The organism is Mycolicibacterium arcueilense (assembly GCF_058536225.1).
Map to the genome: position 1 here is coordinate 67,595 of NZ_JBZTYL010000007.1, position 14,991 is coordinate 82,585.

The window sequence follows — 14,991 nt, forward strand, 5'->3', positions numbered from 1 at the left end:
AGAGTGGGTACTGAGTACCCATGCGGCTGGCCACTTTCAACATCCTGCACGGACGCAGTGTCCACGATGGCGACGTCGACCTCGGCAGACTTGCCGCCGCGGTGGCCGAGCTCGACGCCGACATCCTTGCGCTGCAGGAAGTCGACCTGGATCAGCCGCGCTCGGGCAAGGCCGACCTGACCGCCGTGGCCGCCCGGGCGATGAACGCCGTGCACCATCGCTTCGTCGCCGCGATCTCCGGGACCCCGGGTGCCACCTGGATGGCTGCGACCGGCCGCGAACAACCCGGCACCGCCGCCTACGGCATCGCCCTGCTCACCCGGTACCCGGTCGAGAACTGGCAGGTGCTGCGGCTTCCGCGGATACCGGTCCGGTTCCCGATGTACGTCTCGGGCATTCGCCGGTTCCGGATCGTCCACGAAGAACCCCGAGCCGCGATGGTCGCGCGCATCGACACCCCACTCGGTGCGCTCACCGTGGCCAACACCCATCTGTCGTTCGTGCCGGGCTGGAACCGTGTGCAACTGCGGCATCTGATGCGGGATCTGAGCGGCTTCCCGGCACCGAGGCTCCTGATGGGCGACCTGAACTCGGGCGCACCGGCGCGCTGGCGCCGACTCGGGGAGGCTCCGACGTTTCCCGCCGACACGCCGACGACGCAGCTCGACCACATCCTCACCGACGATCCGACACTGTTCGCCACCGCCTGCGTGGCCCCGCACCTACCGATTTCAGATCATCGGGCGTTGGTCGTCGACATTTCGGAGCGTTGAAGTCGTAGGGTTTTTCAGATGCGCGTCCTGTCAGTGGAGACGACGGAGCTGTTTGCCGGGCCGGAGGATGCCGCTCGGCAGCTGGTTCGGGTGCGATACGAGGCCTGCACGTCGCCGACTCCGGTGCGGGTCAGCGGGGACGGGCTGACCGGTGAGGCGATCGCGGCGGCCGGGGACGGCACCGTCGAGGTCCCGGTGGACGTCGAGCGGGGCGTACCCGGCGAGGTCCGGCGCGCCCGGGTGGGCTCGACCGACTTCGACTTCACCGTCGCCGAACCCGGCTGGACGATGTACATGATCAGCCACTTCCACTACGACCCCGTCTGGTGGAACACCCAGGCCGCCTACACCAGCGTGTGGACCGAGGATCCGCCCGGCCAGTGCCGGCAGACCAACGGATTTGATCTGGTGCACGCACACCTGGAAATGGCGCGCCGGGTTCCGGAGTACAAGTTCGTCCTGGCCGAGGTGGACTATCTCAAGCCCTACTGGGATGCCCGGCCCGAAGACCGCGACGATCTGCGCCGCTTCATCGCCGAGGGGCGCGTCGAGATCATGGGCGGCACGTACAACGAGCCCAACACCAATCTCACCAGCCCGGAGACCGCGATCCGGAACTTCGTGTCGGGCATGGGTTTCCAACGTGACGTGCTGGGCGCGAAGCCGGCCACGGCATGGCAGCTCGACGTGTTCGGCCACGATCCACAGTTTCCCGGGATGGCGGCCGACGTCGGCCTGACCTCCAGCTCGTGGGCCCGCGGACCGCACCACCAGTGGGGGCCGATGCAGAACGACGGTGACCCCGAGCGCATGCAGTTCGCGAGCGAGTTCGAGTGGATCGCACCGTCGGGCCGCGGGCTGCTCACCCACTACATGCCCGCGCACTATTCGGCCGGATGGTGGATGGACTCCTCGGCCTCACTGGCCGAGGCGGAAGAATCCACTTACGCGCTGTTCACCAAACTCAAACGAGTTGCGTTGACCCGCAACGTGCTCCTGCCCGTGGGCACCGATTACACCCCGCCCAACAAATGGGTCACGCAGATCCACCGCGACTGGAACGCGCGGTACGCCTGGCCGAAGTTCGTGTGCGCCCTGCCGTCCGAATTCTTCACCGCGGTGCGTGCCGAGGTCGACGAGCGCGGCATCACCCCGTCCCCGCAGACCCGCGACATGAACCCGATCTACACGGGCAAGGACGTCTCCTACATCGACACCAAGCAGGCCAACCGGGCCGCCGAGGACGCGGTGCTCGACGCCGAGCGGTTCGCCGTGTTCGCCGGACTGCTCGGTGGTGCGGACTACCCGCAGGCCGCCATGGCCAAGGCCTGGGTGCAGCTGGCCTACGGCGCACATCACGACGCCATCACCGGCTCGGAGTCCGACCAGGTCTATCTCGACCTGCTGACCAGCTGGCGCGACGCCTGGGAGCTGGGGGTCACCGCCCGCGACAATGCTCTGCGCCTGTTGTCGCGCGCCGTCGGCGGGTTCGGTGGGCAGGAGCGCAGCGACCCGGGGATGAGCTTCGGCGGGCAGGAGCGCAGCGACCCGGGGATTAACACAGTGGTGGTGTGGAACGCCGTGGCGCACAACCGGACCGACATCGTCACCGTGCACTTGGACGAACCGTTCCCGGGCCGGGTGCTCGATTGCGACGGCAACGAGGTTCCCGTTCTGGTCGAGCACGACGGAGCAACAGTGAGCTGGTTGGCCCGCGACGTGCCGTCGTTGGGCTGGCGGTCCTACCGGTTCACCGCCGGGACGGCACACGGCTGGGAACCGGTGGCCGGGGATTCCATCGCCAACGACCGCTACCGGCTACGCGTCGATGCGGCTCGCGGCGGTGGGGTGTATTCGCTCCTCGACGGTGGGCGTGAGGTCATCGCCGACGGTGGGGTCGGCAATGAACTGGCGGTCTACGAGGAGTATTCGGCCCACCCCGAGGCGGGGGAAGGGCCCTGGCACCTGCTGCCCACCGGGCCCGTGGTGTGCTCCTCGGCGGCGCCGGCCGAGGACGTGCAGTGCTACCGGAGCGCGCTCGGTCAGCGGGTGATCGTGCGGGGCCGCATCGGAGAGTTGTTGCGCTACACCCAGATCATCACGCTGTGGTCCGGTGTGGACCGGGTCGATTGCCGCACTGTCATCGACGAGTTCGTCGGGACGGACCGCCTGGTGCGGCTGCGCTGGCCCTGCCCGGTGCCCGGAGCGCTACCGGTGAGCGAGGTCGGCGACGCCGTGATCGGCCGCGGATTCGGGTTGCTGCACGAACATTCGGCCCACCACGCGGTGGACGCGGCGCAACATCCGTGGACGCTGGACAACCCGGCCTACGGCTGGTTCGGGCTGTCGTCTGCCGCGCGGGTGCGGATCGGCTCGGACGTCCGGGCGGTTTCAGTGGCAGAGGTGGTCGCCCCCGATGACGGCACCGACGCGCGGGATCTGATGGTGGCGCTGGTGCGGGCCGGGGTGACGGCCACCTGTAGCGCCGCGGACAAACCCCGCTACGGCGATCTGACGGTGGACTCTAATCTGCCCGACACCCGGTTCACACTCGGTGGGCCCGATGAAAACCCGTTCACCGCAGCCGTTCTCGCCGAAGCCGAGATCGCCTACTCCGACGAGTTCAAGCGCCAGATAGACGCCACCGGATCGGCCCGTGTCTGGGTGCCTGCTGTCGCGCCCCTGCCCGAACAGTGGGTGCCCGGTGCCGATCTGCGCGGAGTGCGAAGCCTGCCGGTGCTGATCCTGGCCGGTGACCTCGACGCGGTGGTCGAGGACCTGGGTGACGCCGAGATCGTCGTCACCCAGCAGGCAGCCGCGGCGGCCGAGCCGTTCGAGGCCCGCACCGTCGCACTGCTGAACCGTGGCGTGCCGAGCTTCGCCATCGAACCGGACGGCACGCTGCACACGTCGCTGATGCGGTCCTGCACCGGCTGGCCGTCGGGCACCTGGATCGACCCGCCGCGCCGTACCGCACCGGACGGATCCAATTTCCAATTGCAGCACTGGACCCACACATTCGACTACGCGCTGGTCACCGGCGCCGGAGACTGGCGCGCCGCGGGGGTCGCCCCCAGCGCCGCGGAGTTCAACCGGCCGCTGCAGCCGGTGGTGGTGGATTCGGACGCCGGCGGCGGACTGCCGGCGTGGGGATCGCTGCTGGAGATCGAGCCGGCGGGCACCGTGCAACTGGGTGCGCTCAAGGCCACCGGCAATCCGCTCGCGTCGGGCAGCGTCCGCAACACCGACCCGGCCGACGGGGTCACCGCGCGCCTGGTGGAGATCACCGGCAGCGCTGCCGAGGTCACCATCCGGTCCGGGCTGCGTGCTGTCTCGGCCGCCGCGAACCTGAACCTGCTGGAGGAACCGGAGCCGCAACAGCCCTCGCATCTGAGCCTGCACGGCTACCAGATCGCCACGGTGTCCACCCGGTTCAACCTGCCGAAGGTGTTGCGCGGCGAGCACGAGCGGCTGGCGCCGGAAGCCGAGGCAGCCCAACCGCTGTACGCCAGGTACTGGCTGCACAATCGCGGCCCGGCGCCGCTCGGCGGCCTGCCTGCCGTCGCGTACCTGCATCCGGAGAGCGTTGCCGCGCAACCCGATACCGAGGTGGTCGTGCGGCTGACCGCGGCCAGCGACTGCACCGACGCCGCTCTGCACGGCCGGGTCAGACTGTATGGCCCGCCGGGATGGGACGTGCAGCCCGCCGAGCTGCCCTACGTCCTGCCGCCCGGAGAGCATCTGGAAACCGATGTGGTGCTGAGCATCCCGTCCGGGGCCGAACCCGGGCTGTACCCCGTGCGCGCCGAACTCGCGGTGACCGGCAGCGGATCGGATGCGCTGCCGCCGTCATGGCGGCAGGTGGTCGAGGACGTCTGCGTCGTCACGATCGGCGAACCCGGTGCGCACGTGCTCAAACTGGTCTCCGAGCCGCAAGCCGTCGACGTCCAGGCCGGTGAGACCGCGCGACTGTCGATGACGATCGGCACCGACGCGGTCACGGGGCTGAACGCCGAGGCCCACCTGATCAGCCCGTGGGGGACCTGGGAGTGGATGGGACCGGCCGCGGCCGGTGTCGAGGTGCCCGCGGCGGGCACGGCCGAGGTGGTCTTCGATGTCATGCCGCCGTCGTGGGTCGAACCGGGGGAGTGGTGGGCGTTGATCCGGGTGGGCTGCGCCGGGCGGTTGGTCTACTCGCCGGCGGTGAAGGTGACGGTCCGGTGAACCCGGCGGAATGTGCGGCGCGGGTCGCCGGAAACCCGGTGTCGGTCAAGGAGATCGACGATCGGGAGGCGGCGTTGCGGGCGGGAAACCGCGCGTCGGCGCTGCCACGCCCAGGGACAAGCGAGGGCCGGCAGTTACGCCGCTGGCTCACCCAGCTGGTGGTTGCCGAGCGGGTGGTCGATGCCGAGGCCTGCGCGCGCGGACTGTCCGGTCTCGGCGCGCCCGGCCAGGACGAGCTGCTGCCCGACACCGCGGCCCGGTTGGAGATCGGCAGCGTCGCCGCCGCCACTCTCGGATCCCCACGAGCCCGAGCGGTGTTCGCGGATGTGACTGCAGCGGTCGATGTTTCGGATGCCGAGGTGGCTGCCTACCACGCGCGTAATCCGCTGCGATTCGCGTCGGCGCAGGCGGGTTCGCGCGGCTGGCGCGGGCGGCCGGTCGTGCCGTCGCTGGATCAGGCGCGCTACCGGATCGCCGCTCACCTGCGGGCGGCCGCGCGCAGGCAGGCGTTCCGGCAGTGGCTCGACACACGCTGCGCGACCCTCGTGGAACTGGCGCCCGGCTACGAGCATCCCGGCGACCCTCGTCAACCGGACAACACGCACAAGCACTGAGGGGGACCCGCATGGCGCCGACAACCGCACTCACCCTCGCGCTCGATATCGGCGGCACCAAGATCGCCGTCGCCCTGGTCGACGCCGAGGGACAGCTGGTGCGTCGGGCGCAACTGCCGACCCCGGACGGTGACGCCGAGACGGTATGGGCCGTCGTCGAGAAGCTGCTCGCCGAGTCCATGCAGACGGCGGACGGTGCCGCAACCGCCGTCGGTATCGCCTCTGCCGGCCCGATCGACCTGCCCACCGGCACGGTCAGCCCGATCAATATCACCGAGTGGCAACATTTTCCGATCGCCGAACGCGTTACCGCAGCCACCGGGTTACCGGTTCGGCTCGGCGGCGACGGGTTGTGCATGGCGCTGGGCGAGCAGTGGTGCGGTGCGGGCCGGGGCGCGCAGTTCCTGCTCGGCATGGTGGTGTCGACCGGGGTCGGTGGTGGTCTGGTGCTCGACGGCGCCCCGTATGACGGCCGCACCGGCAACGCCGGGCACGTCGGCCATGTCATCGTCGCCCCCGACGGCGGCGACCTGTGTACGTGCGGCGGGCACGGCTGTGTCGAGACCATCGCGTCCGGACCCAGCATGGTGCGGTGGGCGCGGCGGCACGGGTGGGACGGTACCGACGCCAAGGCGCTGGGCGAGGCGGCGAATGAGGGAGATGAACTGGCTGTCAAGGCTTTTCATCGAGGTGCGCGGGCGGTGGCGGCGATGATCGCCTCGGTGGGTGCGGTGTGCGACCTGAACCTGGTGGTGATCGGCGGGGGAGTGGCCAAATCCGGGGCGTTGTTGTTCGACCCCGTGAACGCGGCCCTGGCCGACTATGTCGGGCTGGAATTCCTGCGGGGGCTGCGGGTCGTCCCGGCCGAACTCGGTGGTGATGCCGGCCTGGTGGGCGCGGCGGCACTGGCCCGCGGCTGACGCTTCTGCTTCTGGATCTCCATGTGGGTGCGGCCCCATTCGCACAAGGCGCCCAGCACCGGCGCCAGCGTCTGGCCGTACTCGGAGATCGAATAGTGCACGCACGGCGGCACCGTGCCCGCGTCGTGGCGCTCGATGATCCCGGCGCTGACCAGATCGTGCAGATGCCGGATGAGCATCCGCTCGGTGATGTCCGGAATGCTGCGGCGCAGTTCGGCGGTGCGCATCGGCCCGTCGGCCAGCCGCCACAGGATGGTGCCCTTCCAGCGCCCGTCGATGACCGACAACGTCGCGTCGATCGGGCACTCGCCGATCTCTTTCTTGGAAACCGCCACGGTTCCGGCCCTTCGTAAGCTGACTAATTTGTCAGTACCTTGTTTTCTGTCAGCATAGTGACCAGCCTGGATGGCATGGAAGAAATCGTGCAGATCCTCGCGGTGATCGTCACCGGCCCGCTTCTCGGCGTCGAGTTCGGTGTCGCCGCCTTCACCAACCCGATCCTGCAGCGGCTGCCCGACGCCGCCTACCGGCAGGCCCGCGGCACCGGCGCCAAGACCCTCGGGACCGCGATGCCGTTCTGGTACCTGGCGTCGACGGCGTTGCTGATCGCTGCGACGGTGTACAGGCCCGGGCCACTGCTGGTCACGGCGGTGGTGATGATGGTGCTGGTCATGTTGGTGAGCGTCACCGTGCTGGTGCCGATCAACAACCGGGTCGCCGCCGGATTCGGTGGTGACGACGCAGGTGAGGACCCGGAGCAGTTTCACGAACTGGCCCGGCGCTGGGATCGACTGCACTGGGTGAGGGTCGGACTGCTCGCGGCGGCGTTCGTGTTGCTGGTGCTGGCCGGCTGACCGTTTTGGCTGATCGGTAGATGTTCGGCTACTCTGGTCGGGTTCCACCGAAGACCGTCGGTCACCTAGCAATAGGTTGAAGGTCCGGGAAATGTCCCGGCGGCCCACGCAGGAGGACGAGGCTAGACCAGTTTTGTATTGGTTATTTCTGCGCCCCGACCTGTCTGCGTCGGGGCGTTCGTCATTTCACGGCCCCAAGTTGGTGGAGCGCCCGATACCCACCACAAGGAGGCATGCATGGCCAAGGCTGACAAAGCCACGGCGGTTGCCGACATTGCTGAGCAGTTCAAGGCGTCGACGGCCACCGTCGTCACCGAGTACCGCGGGCTGACTGTGGCGAACCTGGCTGAGCTGCGTCGTTCCCTCGGCGACTCCGCCACGTACACCGTCGCCAAGAACACTCTGGTGAAGCGCGCCGCTTCCGAAGCCGGCATTGAAGGTCTCGACGAGCTGTTCGCCGGTCCCACGGCGATCGCGTTCGTCCAGGGTGAGCCCGTTGACGCCGCCAAGGCGATCAAGAAGTTCGCCAAGGACAACAAGGCGCTCGTCATCAAGGGCGGCTTCATGGACGGCAAGGCGCTGTCCGTCGCCGAGGTCGAGAAGATCGCCGACCTCGAGTCGCGCGAGGTTCTGCTCGCCAAGCTGGCAGGTGCCATGAAGGGCAACCTGTCCAAGGCTGCCGGCCTGTTCAACGCGCCCGCTTCTCAGGTGGCCCGCCTCGCGGCGGCGCTGCAGGAGAAAAAGGCCGCTGAGGAAGCCGCTTAACCGCAACCGCACAAACATCCCAACATCTGTAAGAAAAATCAGGAAGGACCATAAACATGGCCAAGCTGTCCACCGACGAACTGCTCGACGCGTTCAAGGAAATGACCCTGCTGGAGCTCTCTGAGTTCGTGAAGCAGTTCGAAGAGGTCTTCGAGGTCACCGCTGCCGCCCCGGTCGCCGTTGCCGCCGCGGGTGCCGCCCCGGCCGCCGCCGAGGCCGCCGAGGAGCAGTCCGAGTTCGACGTCATCCTCGACGGTGCCGGCGACAAGAAGATCGGCGTCATCAAGGTCGTCCGCGAGATCGTCTCCGGCCTGGGCCTGAAGGAAGCCAAGGATCTGGTCGACGGCGCCCCCAAGCCGCTGCTGGAGAAGGTCAGCAAGGAGGCCGCCGAGGACGCCAAGGCCAAGCTCGAGGCCGCCGGCGCCAGCGTCACCGTCAAGTAGTCCATACCTGGACCGCAAGAACCCCCGAATCCCTACGGATTCGGGGGTTTTTTGCTTGGATGAGCTCGATTGGTCAGGCGAGAGCGCGGGTACTCCCGAATATTGGGAGACAACCATGTGTGTGCGATGCGCCGTGCGCTATGGTGACTCAAGCCACAGGCCGCAGCAGGTGGCGGGGTGAGCCGTAGGCGGAAGGATCTTTATGGGCGTCCAAATCGATGTGACGGGACTGAGCAAATCTTTCGGATCGTCGAAGATTTGGGAAGACGTCACGATGTCGATTCCCGAGGGCGAGGTCAGCGTGTTGCTGGGCCCGTCGGGTACCGGTAAGTCTGTGTTCCTGAAGTCCCTGATCGGTCTGCTGCGCCCGGAGCGCGGCTCGATCGTCATCGACGGCACCAACATCCTGGAGTGCTCGGCCAAGGAGCTCTACGAGATCCGCACCCTGTTCGGTGTGCTGTTCCAGGACGGCGCGCTGTTCGGCTCGATGAACATCTATGACAACACCGCCTTCCCGTTGCGCGAGCACACGAAGAAGAGCGAGAGCGAAATCCGCAACATCGTGATGGAGAAGCTCGAGCTCGTCGGTATGCCGAATGACGGCCACAAGTTCCCCGGTGAGATCTCCGGCGGTATGCGCAAGCGTGCCGGCCTGGCCCGCGCCCTGGTGCTCGACCCGCAGATCATCCTGTGTGACGAGCCGGACTCCGGTCTGGACCCGGTGCGTACCGCCTACCTGAGCCAGCTGCTCATCGACATCAACGCGCAGATCGACGCCACGGTGCTGATCGTGACGCACAACATCAACATCGCCCGCACCGTGCCGGACAACATCGGCATGCTGTTCCGCAAGCAGTTGGTCATGTTCGGCCCCCGCGAGGTGCTGCTGACCAGCGAGGAGCCGGTGGTCAAGCAGTTCCTCAACGGTCGCCGTATCGGCCCGATCGGTATGTCCGAGGAGAAGGACGAGGCCACCGCGGCCGCCGAGCAGGCCATGCTCGACGCCGGCCAGCACGACGGTGGCGTCGAGGAGATCGAGGGTGTGCCGCCGCAGCTGTCGGCCACTCCCGGCATGCCCGAGCGCAAGGGTGTGGCCCGGCGCCAGGCCCGGGTGCGCGACATCCTGCACACCCTGCCGCCGGCCGCGCAGGCCGCGATCCTCGATGACCTTGAGGGCACGCACAAGTACGCGGCGCACGAGTTCGGAGACGAGCCCACCGCCCGCCACCAGCGCCCGGTCGAGGATGACGCGCCGACCGGAGCCATCGAGGTTCCTCACCAGAGCTGAGTTTCGACAATCAGGCCGGACCCTCACGGGTCCGGCCTGATTTGTGTCGTGAGAGAGGGGGAGCCGAATGCATGCGCAGCGGGGCCGGCCCACCCGATTCGAGGAATTGGGCGGTGGCGTTACCCGGGCGCACGGCGTCGCGCACCGGCACATGGCCCACCAGCTGGCCCGCGCCGAATACCTCCCCAAACGTTGGCTGTGGGTCGTTTTCGCCCTGGTGACCGTTGTCGTCCCCGTCGTCGTTCTTTCCGCCCGCATACCGTTCTCGGGCGAGAATCTCCCTTACCTCCTGTACGGGCTGGCGTTCGCCGCCGCCATGGGCGTCGGGGTCTTCATCGTGTTCGGGTTCGGCCTACTTGTGCTCGCAGCACCCCGGAGCTGGGCCCTCAAGCTGCCTGCCGGCACTGCCGTGTGGGCCGAGTTCAGGCCGGAGGCCATCGGTATCGGCTGGTTGGAGCACTTCAATGCGCTCTACCTCGACCAGGTACTTCAGGTCCGGCGTGTTGACTCGGTCCTCGTGGTGCAGGGCGTCGGTGACATCGAACTGCTGATCCCCGACGAACTGGTACCGCCGGACATCGCCGCCACATTGCTGTCCACCTTCAAAGAGCGGCGCCGGGTAGTTCCGCCGTATCCCGAGGCGACGTCCCGTGCGAGGCGGCGCACGGATCCCGACGGGGTCACCCGCACGAGGGACATTGCCGACGCCGGTCTGGCCGACCAACTGGGTGCCGCGGTCAAGCACAGTGTCGTGACGCGATTGGCGCTCGCACTCGCGATCCTCGTACCGCTGGTGGTGCTCGGCTGGTCGTATGTCGAGGACGGGGAGCTGACCGCGGTTTCGGTGCTCCGCGCCGCTGTGCTGGTGGTCGCCGCTGTCGGTGCGCTCACGTACGTGGTGTACTTCGCCACGCCTGCGAAATTCCGTCAGTTGGTTCCACCCGGAGCGCCGATCGCGGCCGAGTTCGGCTCGCAGCAGATCGGGGTACGTCTCGGCGGCCATCTGCAGATCCTGAAGCTGGGCGGTATCGAGCGCATCTGGCACGCTGACCACGTGTTTCACGTCTCGGCGCGGGGTTTGGGAACGGGGCTGGTCATCCCGGAACGGTTGGTTCCGGCGGATGTCGCATCAGGGCTGTTCGCTCAATTCGGCGCGGTGTGACGGGCCGGCAACATAATGCCCGTTCAACCGTTGCGCGAGCTGCGGATCCGAGGCAGAGTTGGGCGCATCAAACCGCGCGTCACCTCTTGACGGAAGGCCATGGACAGGCCAATCTGTTGGGCAGCATGTGTGAAGGGTTTAGTGGACGCCAGCCAGCGCCGGGTGACCCAATTCATGCAGTGGATGTGTGGTGGTTGAGGAATGCGCCGTCTTGCGCTATCGTTGGACGTTGCGCTGGCTGCACCCTGCCCACCCTCACCTGATCTGCACATACTGTTCTAGCCTGAGCGTTGCTCAGCATCTAGTCCTGTGCCGTGCGTATGGGGTTCTGGACAGGCCAAAGCCAGCCGAACCGACGCAGAATCGCGGCCCAGAAGGACGGCTTTTGCTGGCCCTTTCAAAAGTCGCATGAGGTGCTGGAAGGATGCATCTTGGCAGTCTCTAGCCAGAGCACAGCGAACGCTAACACCAATAACTCCGTCCCAGGAGCACCGAACCGAGTTTCATTTGCCAAGCTCCGCGAACCGCTTGAGGTTCCGGGGCTGCTCGACGTTCAGACGGATTCCTTCGACTGGCTCGTCGGAGCGGACGGCTGGCGCCAGAAGGCCGTCGATCGCGGCGAGACCGACCCCAAGGGTGGTCTCGAAGAGGTGCTCGAAGAGCTCTCGCCGATCGAGGATTTCTCGGGCTCGATGTCGCTGAGCTTCTCCGACCCGCGCTTCGATGAGGTCAAGGCGCCGGTCGACGAGTGCAAAGACAAGGACATGACGTACGCGGCCCCGCTGTTCGTCACGGCCGAGTTCATCAACAACAACACCGGTGAGATCAAGAGCCAGACGGTCTTCATGGGTGATTTCCCGATGATGACCGAGAAGGGCACCTTCATCATCAACGGCACCGAGCGTGTCGTGGTGAGCCAGCTCGTGCGCTCTCCCGGTGTGTACTTCGACGAGAGCATCGACAAGTCCACCGAGAAGACGCTGCACAGCGTCAAGGTGATCCCGGGCCGCGGGGCGTGGCTGGAGTTCGACGTCGACAAGCGCGACACCGTGGGTGTCCGCATCGACCGCAAGCGTCGTCAGCCGGTCACCGTGCTGCTGAAGGCGCTGGGCTGGACCAGCGAGCAGATCACCGAGCGCTTCGGCTTCTCCGAGATCATGATGGGCACCCTCGAGAAGGACAGCACCGCCGGTCCCGACGAGGCGCTGCTGGACATCTACCGGAAGCTGCGTCCGGGCGAGCCGCCGACCAAGGAGTCCGCGCAGACCCTGCTGGAGAACCTGTTCTTCAAGGAGAAGCGCTACGACCTGGCCCGCGTCGGCCGCTACAAGGTCAACAAGAAGCTGGGGCTGAACGCCGGCCAGCCGATCACGTCGTCGACCCTGACCGAGGAAGACGTCGTCGCCACCATCGAGTACCTGGTGCGCCTGCACGAGGGCCAGACCTCGATGACCGTCCCCGGTGGTGTCGAGGTTCCGGTCGAGGTGGACGACATCGACCACTTCGGTAACCGTCGTCTGCGCACCGTTGGTGAGCTGATCCAGAACCAGATCCGGGTCGGCCTGTCGCGTATGGAGCGCGTCGTGCGTGAGCGCATGACCACCCAGGACGTCGAGGCGATCACGCCGCAGACCCTGATCAACATCCGTCCCGTCGTGGCGGCGATCAAGGAGTTCTTCGGAACGTCGCAGCTGTCGCAGTTCATGGACCAGAACAACCCGCTGTCGGGTCTGACCCACAAGCGTCGCCTGTCGGCGCTGGGCCCCGGCGGTCTGTCCCGTGAGCGTGCCGGCCTTGAGGTCCGCGACGTGCACTCCAGCCACTACGGCCGCATGTGCCCGATCGAGACCCCTGAGGGTCCGAACATCGGTCTGATCGGCTCGCTGTCGGTGTACGCCCGGGTCAACCCGTTCGGCTTCATCGAGACGCCTTACCGCAAGGTCAACGACGGTGTGGTCTCTGACCAGATCGACTACCTGACCGCCGACGAGGAGGACCGCCACGTCGTGGCGCAGGCCAACTCGCCGATCGACACCGACGGCCGCTTCACCGAGGACCGTGTGATGGTCCGTCGTAAGGGTGGCGAGGTCGAGAACGTGGCCCCGTCCGACGTCGACTACATGGACGTCTCGCCGCGCCAGATGGTGTCTGTCGCGACCGCGATGATCCCGTTCCTCGAGCACGACGACGCCAACCGTGCCCTGATGGGTGCCAACATGCAGCGCCAGGCGGTTCCGCTGGTGCGCAGCGAGGCCCCGCTGGTCGGTACCGGTATGGAGCTGCGCGCCGCGATCGACGCCGGCGATGTCATCGTCTCGGAGAAGGCGGGCGTCGTCGAGGAGGTCTCGGCCGACTACATCACCGTGATGGCCGACGACGGTTCCCGGCACACCTACCGGATGCGCAAGTTCGCCCGGTCGAACCACGGCACCTGTGCCAACCAGCGTCCGATCGTGGACGCCGGGCAGCGTGTCGAGGCCGGCCAGGTCGTTGCCGACGGTCCGTGCACCGAGAACGGTGAGATGGCCCTGGGCAAGAACCTGCTCGTGGCGATCATGCCGTGGGAGGGCCACAACTACGAGGACGCGATCATCCTCTCGAACCGCTTGGTCGAAGAGGACGTGCTCACCTCGATTCACATCGAAGAGCACGAGATCGATGCCCGCGACACCAAGCTGGGCGCCGAGGAGATCACTCGGGACATCCCGAACGTCTCCGATGAGGTGCTGGCCGATCTCGACGAGCGCGGCATCGTCCGCATCGGCGCCGAGGTCCGCGACGGCGACATCCTGGTCGGCAAGGTCACCCCGAAGGGTGAGACCGAGCTGACTCCGGAAGAGCGCCTGCTGCGTGCCATCTTCGGTGAGAAGGCCCGCGAGGTTCGCGACACGTCGCTGAAGGTGCCCCACGGTGAGTCCGGCAAGGTCATCGGCATCCGCGTGTTCTCCCGCGAGGACGACGACGAGCTTCCCGCCGGCGTCAACGAGCTGGTCCGCGTCTACGTGGCCCAGAAGCGCAAGATCTCCGACGGCGACAAGCTCGCCGGACGCCACGGCAACAAGGGCGTCATCGGCAAGATCCTGCCCGTCGAGGACATGCCGTTCATGCCCGACGGCACCCCGGTGGACATCATCCTGAACACCCACGGTGTGCCGCGTCGTATGAACATCGGCCAGATCCTGGAAACCCACCTCGGGTGGGTGGCCAAGGCCGGCTGGAACATCGATGTGGCCGGGGGAACCCCGGACTGGGCGGGCAAGCTGCCCGAGGGCCTGCTGTCGGCCCCGGCGGACAGCATCGTGTCCACCCCGGTGTTCGACGGTGCGCAGGAAGGGGAGCTCTCGGGTCTGCTCGGCTCGACGCTGCCCAACCGCGACGGTGACGTCATGGTCAACGCCGACGGCAAGTCGCAGTTGTTCGATGGCCGCAGTGGCGAGCCGTTCCCGTACCCGGTGACGGTCGGCTACATGTACATCCTCAAGCTGCACCACCTGGTGGACGACAAGATTCACGCCCGTTCCACCGGCCCGTACTCGATGATCACCCAGCAGCCGCTCGGTGGTAAGGCGCAGTTCGGTGGTCAGCGATTCGGTGAGATGGAATGTTGGGCCATGCAGGCGTACGGCGCTGCCTACACCCTGCAGGAACTGCTGACCATCAAGTCCGACGACACGGTCGGCCGCGTGAAGGTCTACGAGGCCATCGTCAAGGGCGAGAACATCCCTGAACCCGGTATCCCCGAGTCGTTCAAGGTGCTTCTCAAGGAGCTGCAGTCGCTGTGCCTCAACGTCGAGGTGCTCTCCAGCGACGGCGCGGCGATCGAAATGCGTGACGGTGACGACGAGGACCTGGAGCGTGCCGCTGCCAACCTCGGTATCAACCTGTCGCGCAATGAGTCCGCCTCTGTCGAAGATCTCGCCTGAGTTTTCTAGTCCCGAAAGGGGAAAG

The 14,991-nt window shown here is 67.0% G+C and carries 11 protein-coding genes; 10 read left to right on the forward strand and 1 reads right to left on the reverse strand.

Annotation, left to right across the window (positions count from 1 at the left end; all coding sequences use genetic code 11):
* Nucleotides 1–20 precede the first annotated feature (20 nt).
* The 4 genes from AC4LGL_RS04440 to AC4LGL_RS04455 are packed head-to-tail and all read left to right on the forward strand — an operon-like array spanning nucleotide 21 to nucleotide 6,531.
* Nucleotides 21–773 carry an endonuclease/exonuclease/phosphatase family protein gene (locus AC4LGL_RS04440; protein WP_491837806.1) on the forward strand — a complete coding sequence of 251 codons (753 nt, stop codon included), beginning with the start codon at nucleotides 21–23 and terminating at the stop codon, nucleotides 771–773.
* Nucleotides 774–791: 18 nt separating this feature from the next.
* Complete coding sequence (locus AC4LGL_RS04445; RefSeq protein ID WP_491837807.1) at nucleotides 792–4,997, forward strand: glycoside hydrolase family 38 N-terminal domain-containing protein; 4,206 nt, start codon at nucleotides 792–794, stop codon at nucleotides 4,995–4,997.
* Nucleotides 4,994–5,611: a DUF7158 domain-containing protein gene (locus tag AC4LGL_RS04450; RefSeq protein WP_491837808.1), complete on the forward strand. Its 618-nt coding sequence runs from the start codon at nucleotides 4,994–4,996 to the stop codon at nucleotides 5,609–5,611. The genes AC4LGL_RS04445 and AC4LGL_RS04450 overlap by 4 nt, the downstream gene beginning before the upstream one ends.
* A gap of 11 nt (nucleotides 5,612–5,622) precedes the next feature.
* Nucleotides 5,623–6,531, forward strand: coding sequence for an ROK family protein (locus tag AC4LGL_RS04455; protein ID WP_491837809.1), 909 nt, complete (start codon nucleotides 5,623–5,625; stop codon nucleotides 6,529–6,531).
* Here the strand turns inward: AC4LGL_RS04455 and AC4LGL_RS04460 are convergent.
* A complete protein-coding gene (locus AC4LGL_RS04460) occupies nucleotides 6,432–6,866 on the reverse strand; it encodes a winged helix-turn-helix transcriptional regulator (protein WP_491837810.1) in 435 nt (144 codons plus the stop codon). The two genes, AC4LGL_RS04455 and AC4LGL_RS04460, sit on opposite strands and share 100 nt — an antisense overlap.
* Before the next feature lie 75 nt (nucleotides 6,867–6,941).
* Here AC4LGL_RS04460 and AC4LGL_RS04465 point away from each other — a divergent pair, with 75 nt between their 5' ends.
* The 6 genes from AC4LGL_RS04465 (at nucleotide 6,942) to rpoB (ending at nucleotide 14,966) form a co-directional block, all read left to right on the forward strand.
* Nucleotides 6,942–7,385, forward strand: coding sequence for an anthrone oxygenase family protein (locus tag AC4LGL_RS04465; RefSeq protein ID WP_491837811.1), 444 nt, complete (start codon nucleotides 6,942–6,944; stop codon nucleotides 7,383–7,385).
* 237 nt (nucleotides 7,386–7,622) lie between these two features.
* On the forward strand, nucleotides 7,623–8,150 hold the full coding sequence (gene rplJ, locus AC4LGL_RS04470; protein ID WP_064959282.1) for a 50S ribosomal protein L10: 528 nt from the start codon (nucleotides 7,623–7,625) through the stop codon (nucleotides 8,148–8,150).
* Nucleotides 8,151–8,206: 56 nt separating this feature from the next.
* Nucleotides 8,207–8,593, forward strand: a complete 387-nt coding sequence (rplL, locus tag AC4LGL_RS04475) for a 50S ribosomal protein L7/L12 (protein ID WP_491837812.1) — start codon at nucleotides 8,207–8,209, stop codon at nucleotides 8,591–8,593.
* A gap of 202 nt (nucleotides 8,594–8,795) precedes the next feature.
* Nucleotides 8,796–9,881 (forward strand): ABC transporter ATP-binding protein, encoded by a 1,086-nt coding sequence (locus AC4LGL_RS04480; RefSeq protein ID WP_491837813.1) that lies wholly within the window; start codon nucleotides 8,796–8,798, stop codon nucleotides 9,879–9,881.
* Nucleotides 9,882–9,948: 67 nt separating this feature from the next.
* The gene (locus AC4LGL_RS04485) at nucleotides 9,949–11,043 is read left to right on the forward strand and encodes a hypothetical protein (protein WP_491837814.1); all 1,095 of its coding nucleotides are present in this window, start codon (nucleotides 9,949–9,951) and stop codon (nucleotides 11,041–11,043) included.
* Between the two features lie 413 nt (nucleotides 11,044–11,456).
* On the forward strand, nucleotides 11,457–14,966 hold the full coding sequence (gene rpoB, locus AC4LGL_RS04490; protein ID WP_491837815.1) for a DNA-directed RNA polymerase subunit beta: 3,510 nt from the start codon (nucleotides 11,457–11,459) through the stop codon (nucleotides 14,964–14,966).
* The last annotated feature ends 25 nt before the right edge of the window (nucleotides 14,967–14,991 follow it).

What these genes read in the sequence shown, in the direction of transcription:
- AC4LGL_RS04440 (WP_491837806.1), top strand. Translation starts at nt 21, where the DNA reads ATGCGGCTGGCCACTTTCAACATCCTGCACGGACGCAGTGTCCACGAT.
- AC4LGL_RS04445 (WP_491837807.1), top strand. Translation starts at nt 792, where the DNA reads ATGCGCGTCCTGTCAGTGGAGACGACGGAGCTGTTTGCCGGGCCGGAG.
- AC4LGL_RS04455 (WP_491837809.1), top strand. Translation starts at nt 5,623, where the DNA reads ATGGCGCCGACAACCGCACTCACCCTCGCGCTCGATATCGGCGGCACC.
- AC4LGL_RS04465 (WP_491837811.1), top strand. Translation starts at nt 6,942, where the DNA reads ATGGAAGAAATCGTGCAGATCCTCGCGGTGATCGTCACCGGCCCGCTT.
- rplJ (WP_064959282.1), top strand. Translation starts at nt 7,623, where the DNA reads ATGGCCAAGGCTGACAAAGCCACGGCGGTTGCCGACATTGCTGAGCAG.
- rplL (WP_491837812.1), top strand. Translation starts at nt 8,207, where the DNA reads ATGGCCAAGCTGTCCACCGACGAACTGCTCGACGCGTTCAAGGAAATG.
- AC4LGL_RS04480 (WP_491837813.1), top strand. Translation starts at nt 8,796, where the DNA reads ATGGGCGTCCAAATCGATGTGACGGGACTGAGCAAATCTTTCGGATCG.
- AC4LGL_RS04485 (WP_491837814.1), top strand. Translation starts at nt 9,949, where the DNA reads ATGCATGCGCAGCGGGGCCGGCCCACCCGATTCGAGGAATTGGGCGGT.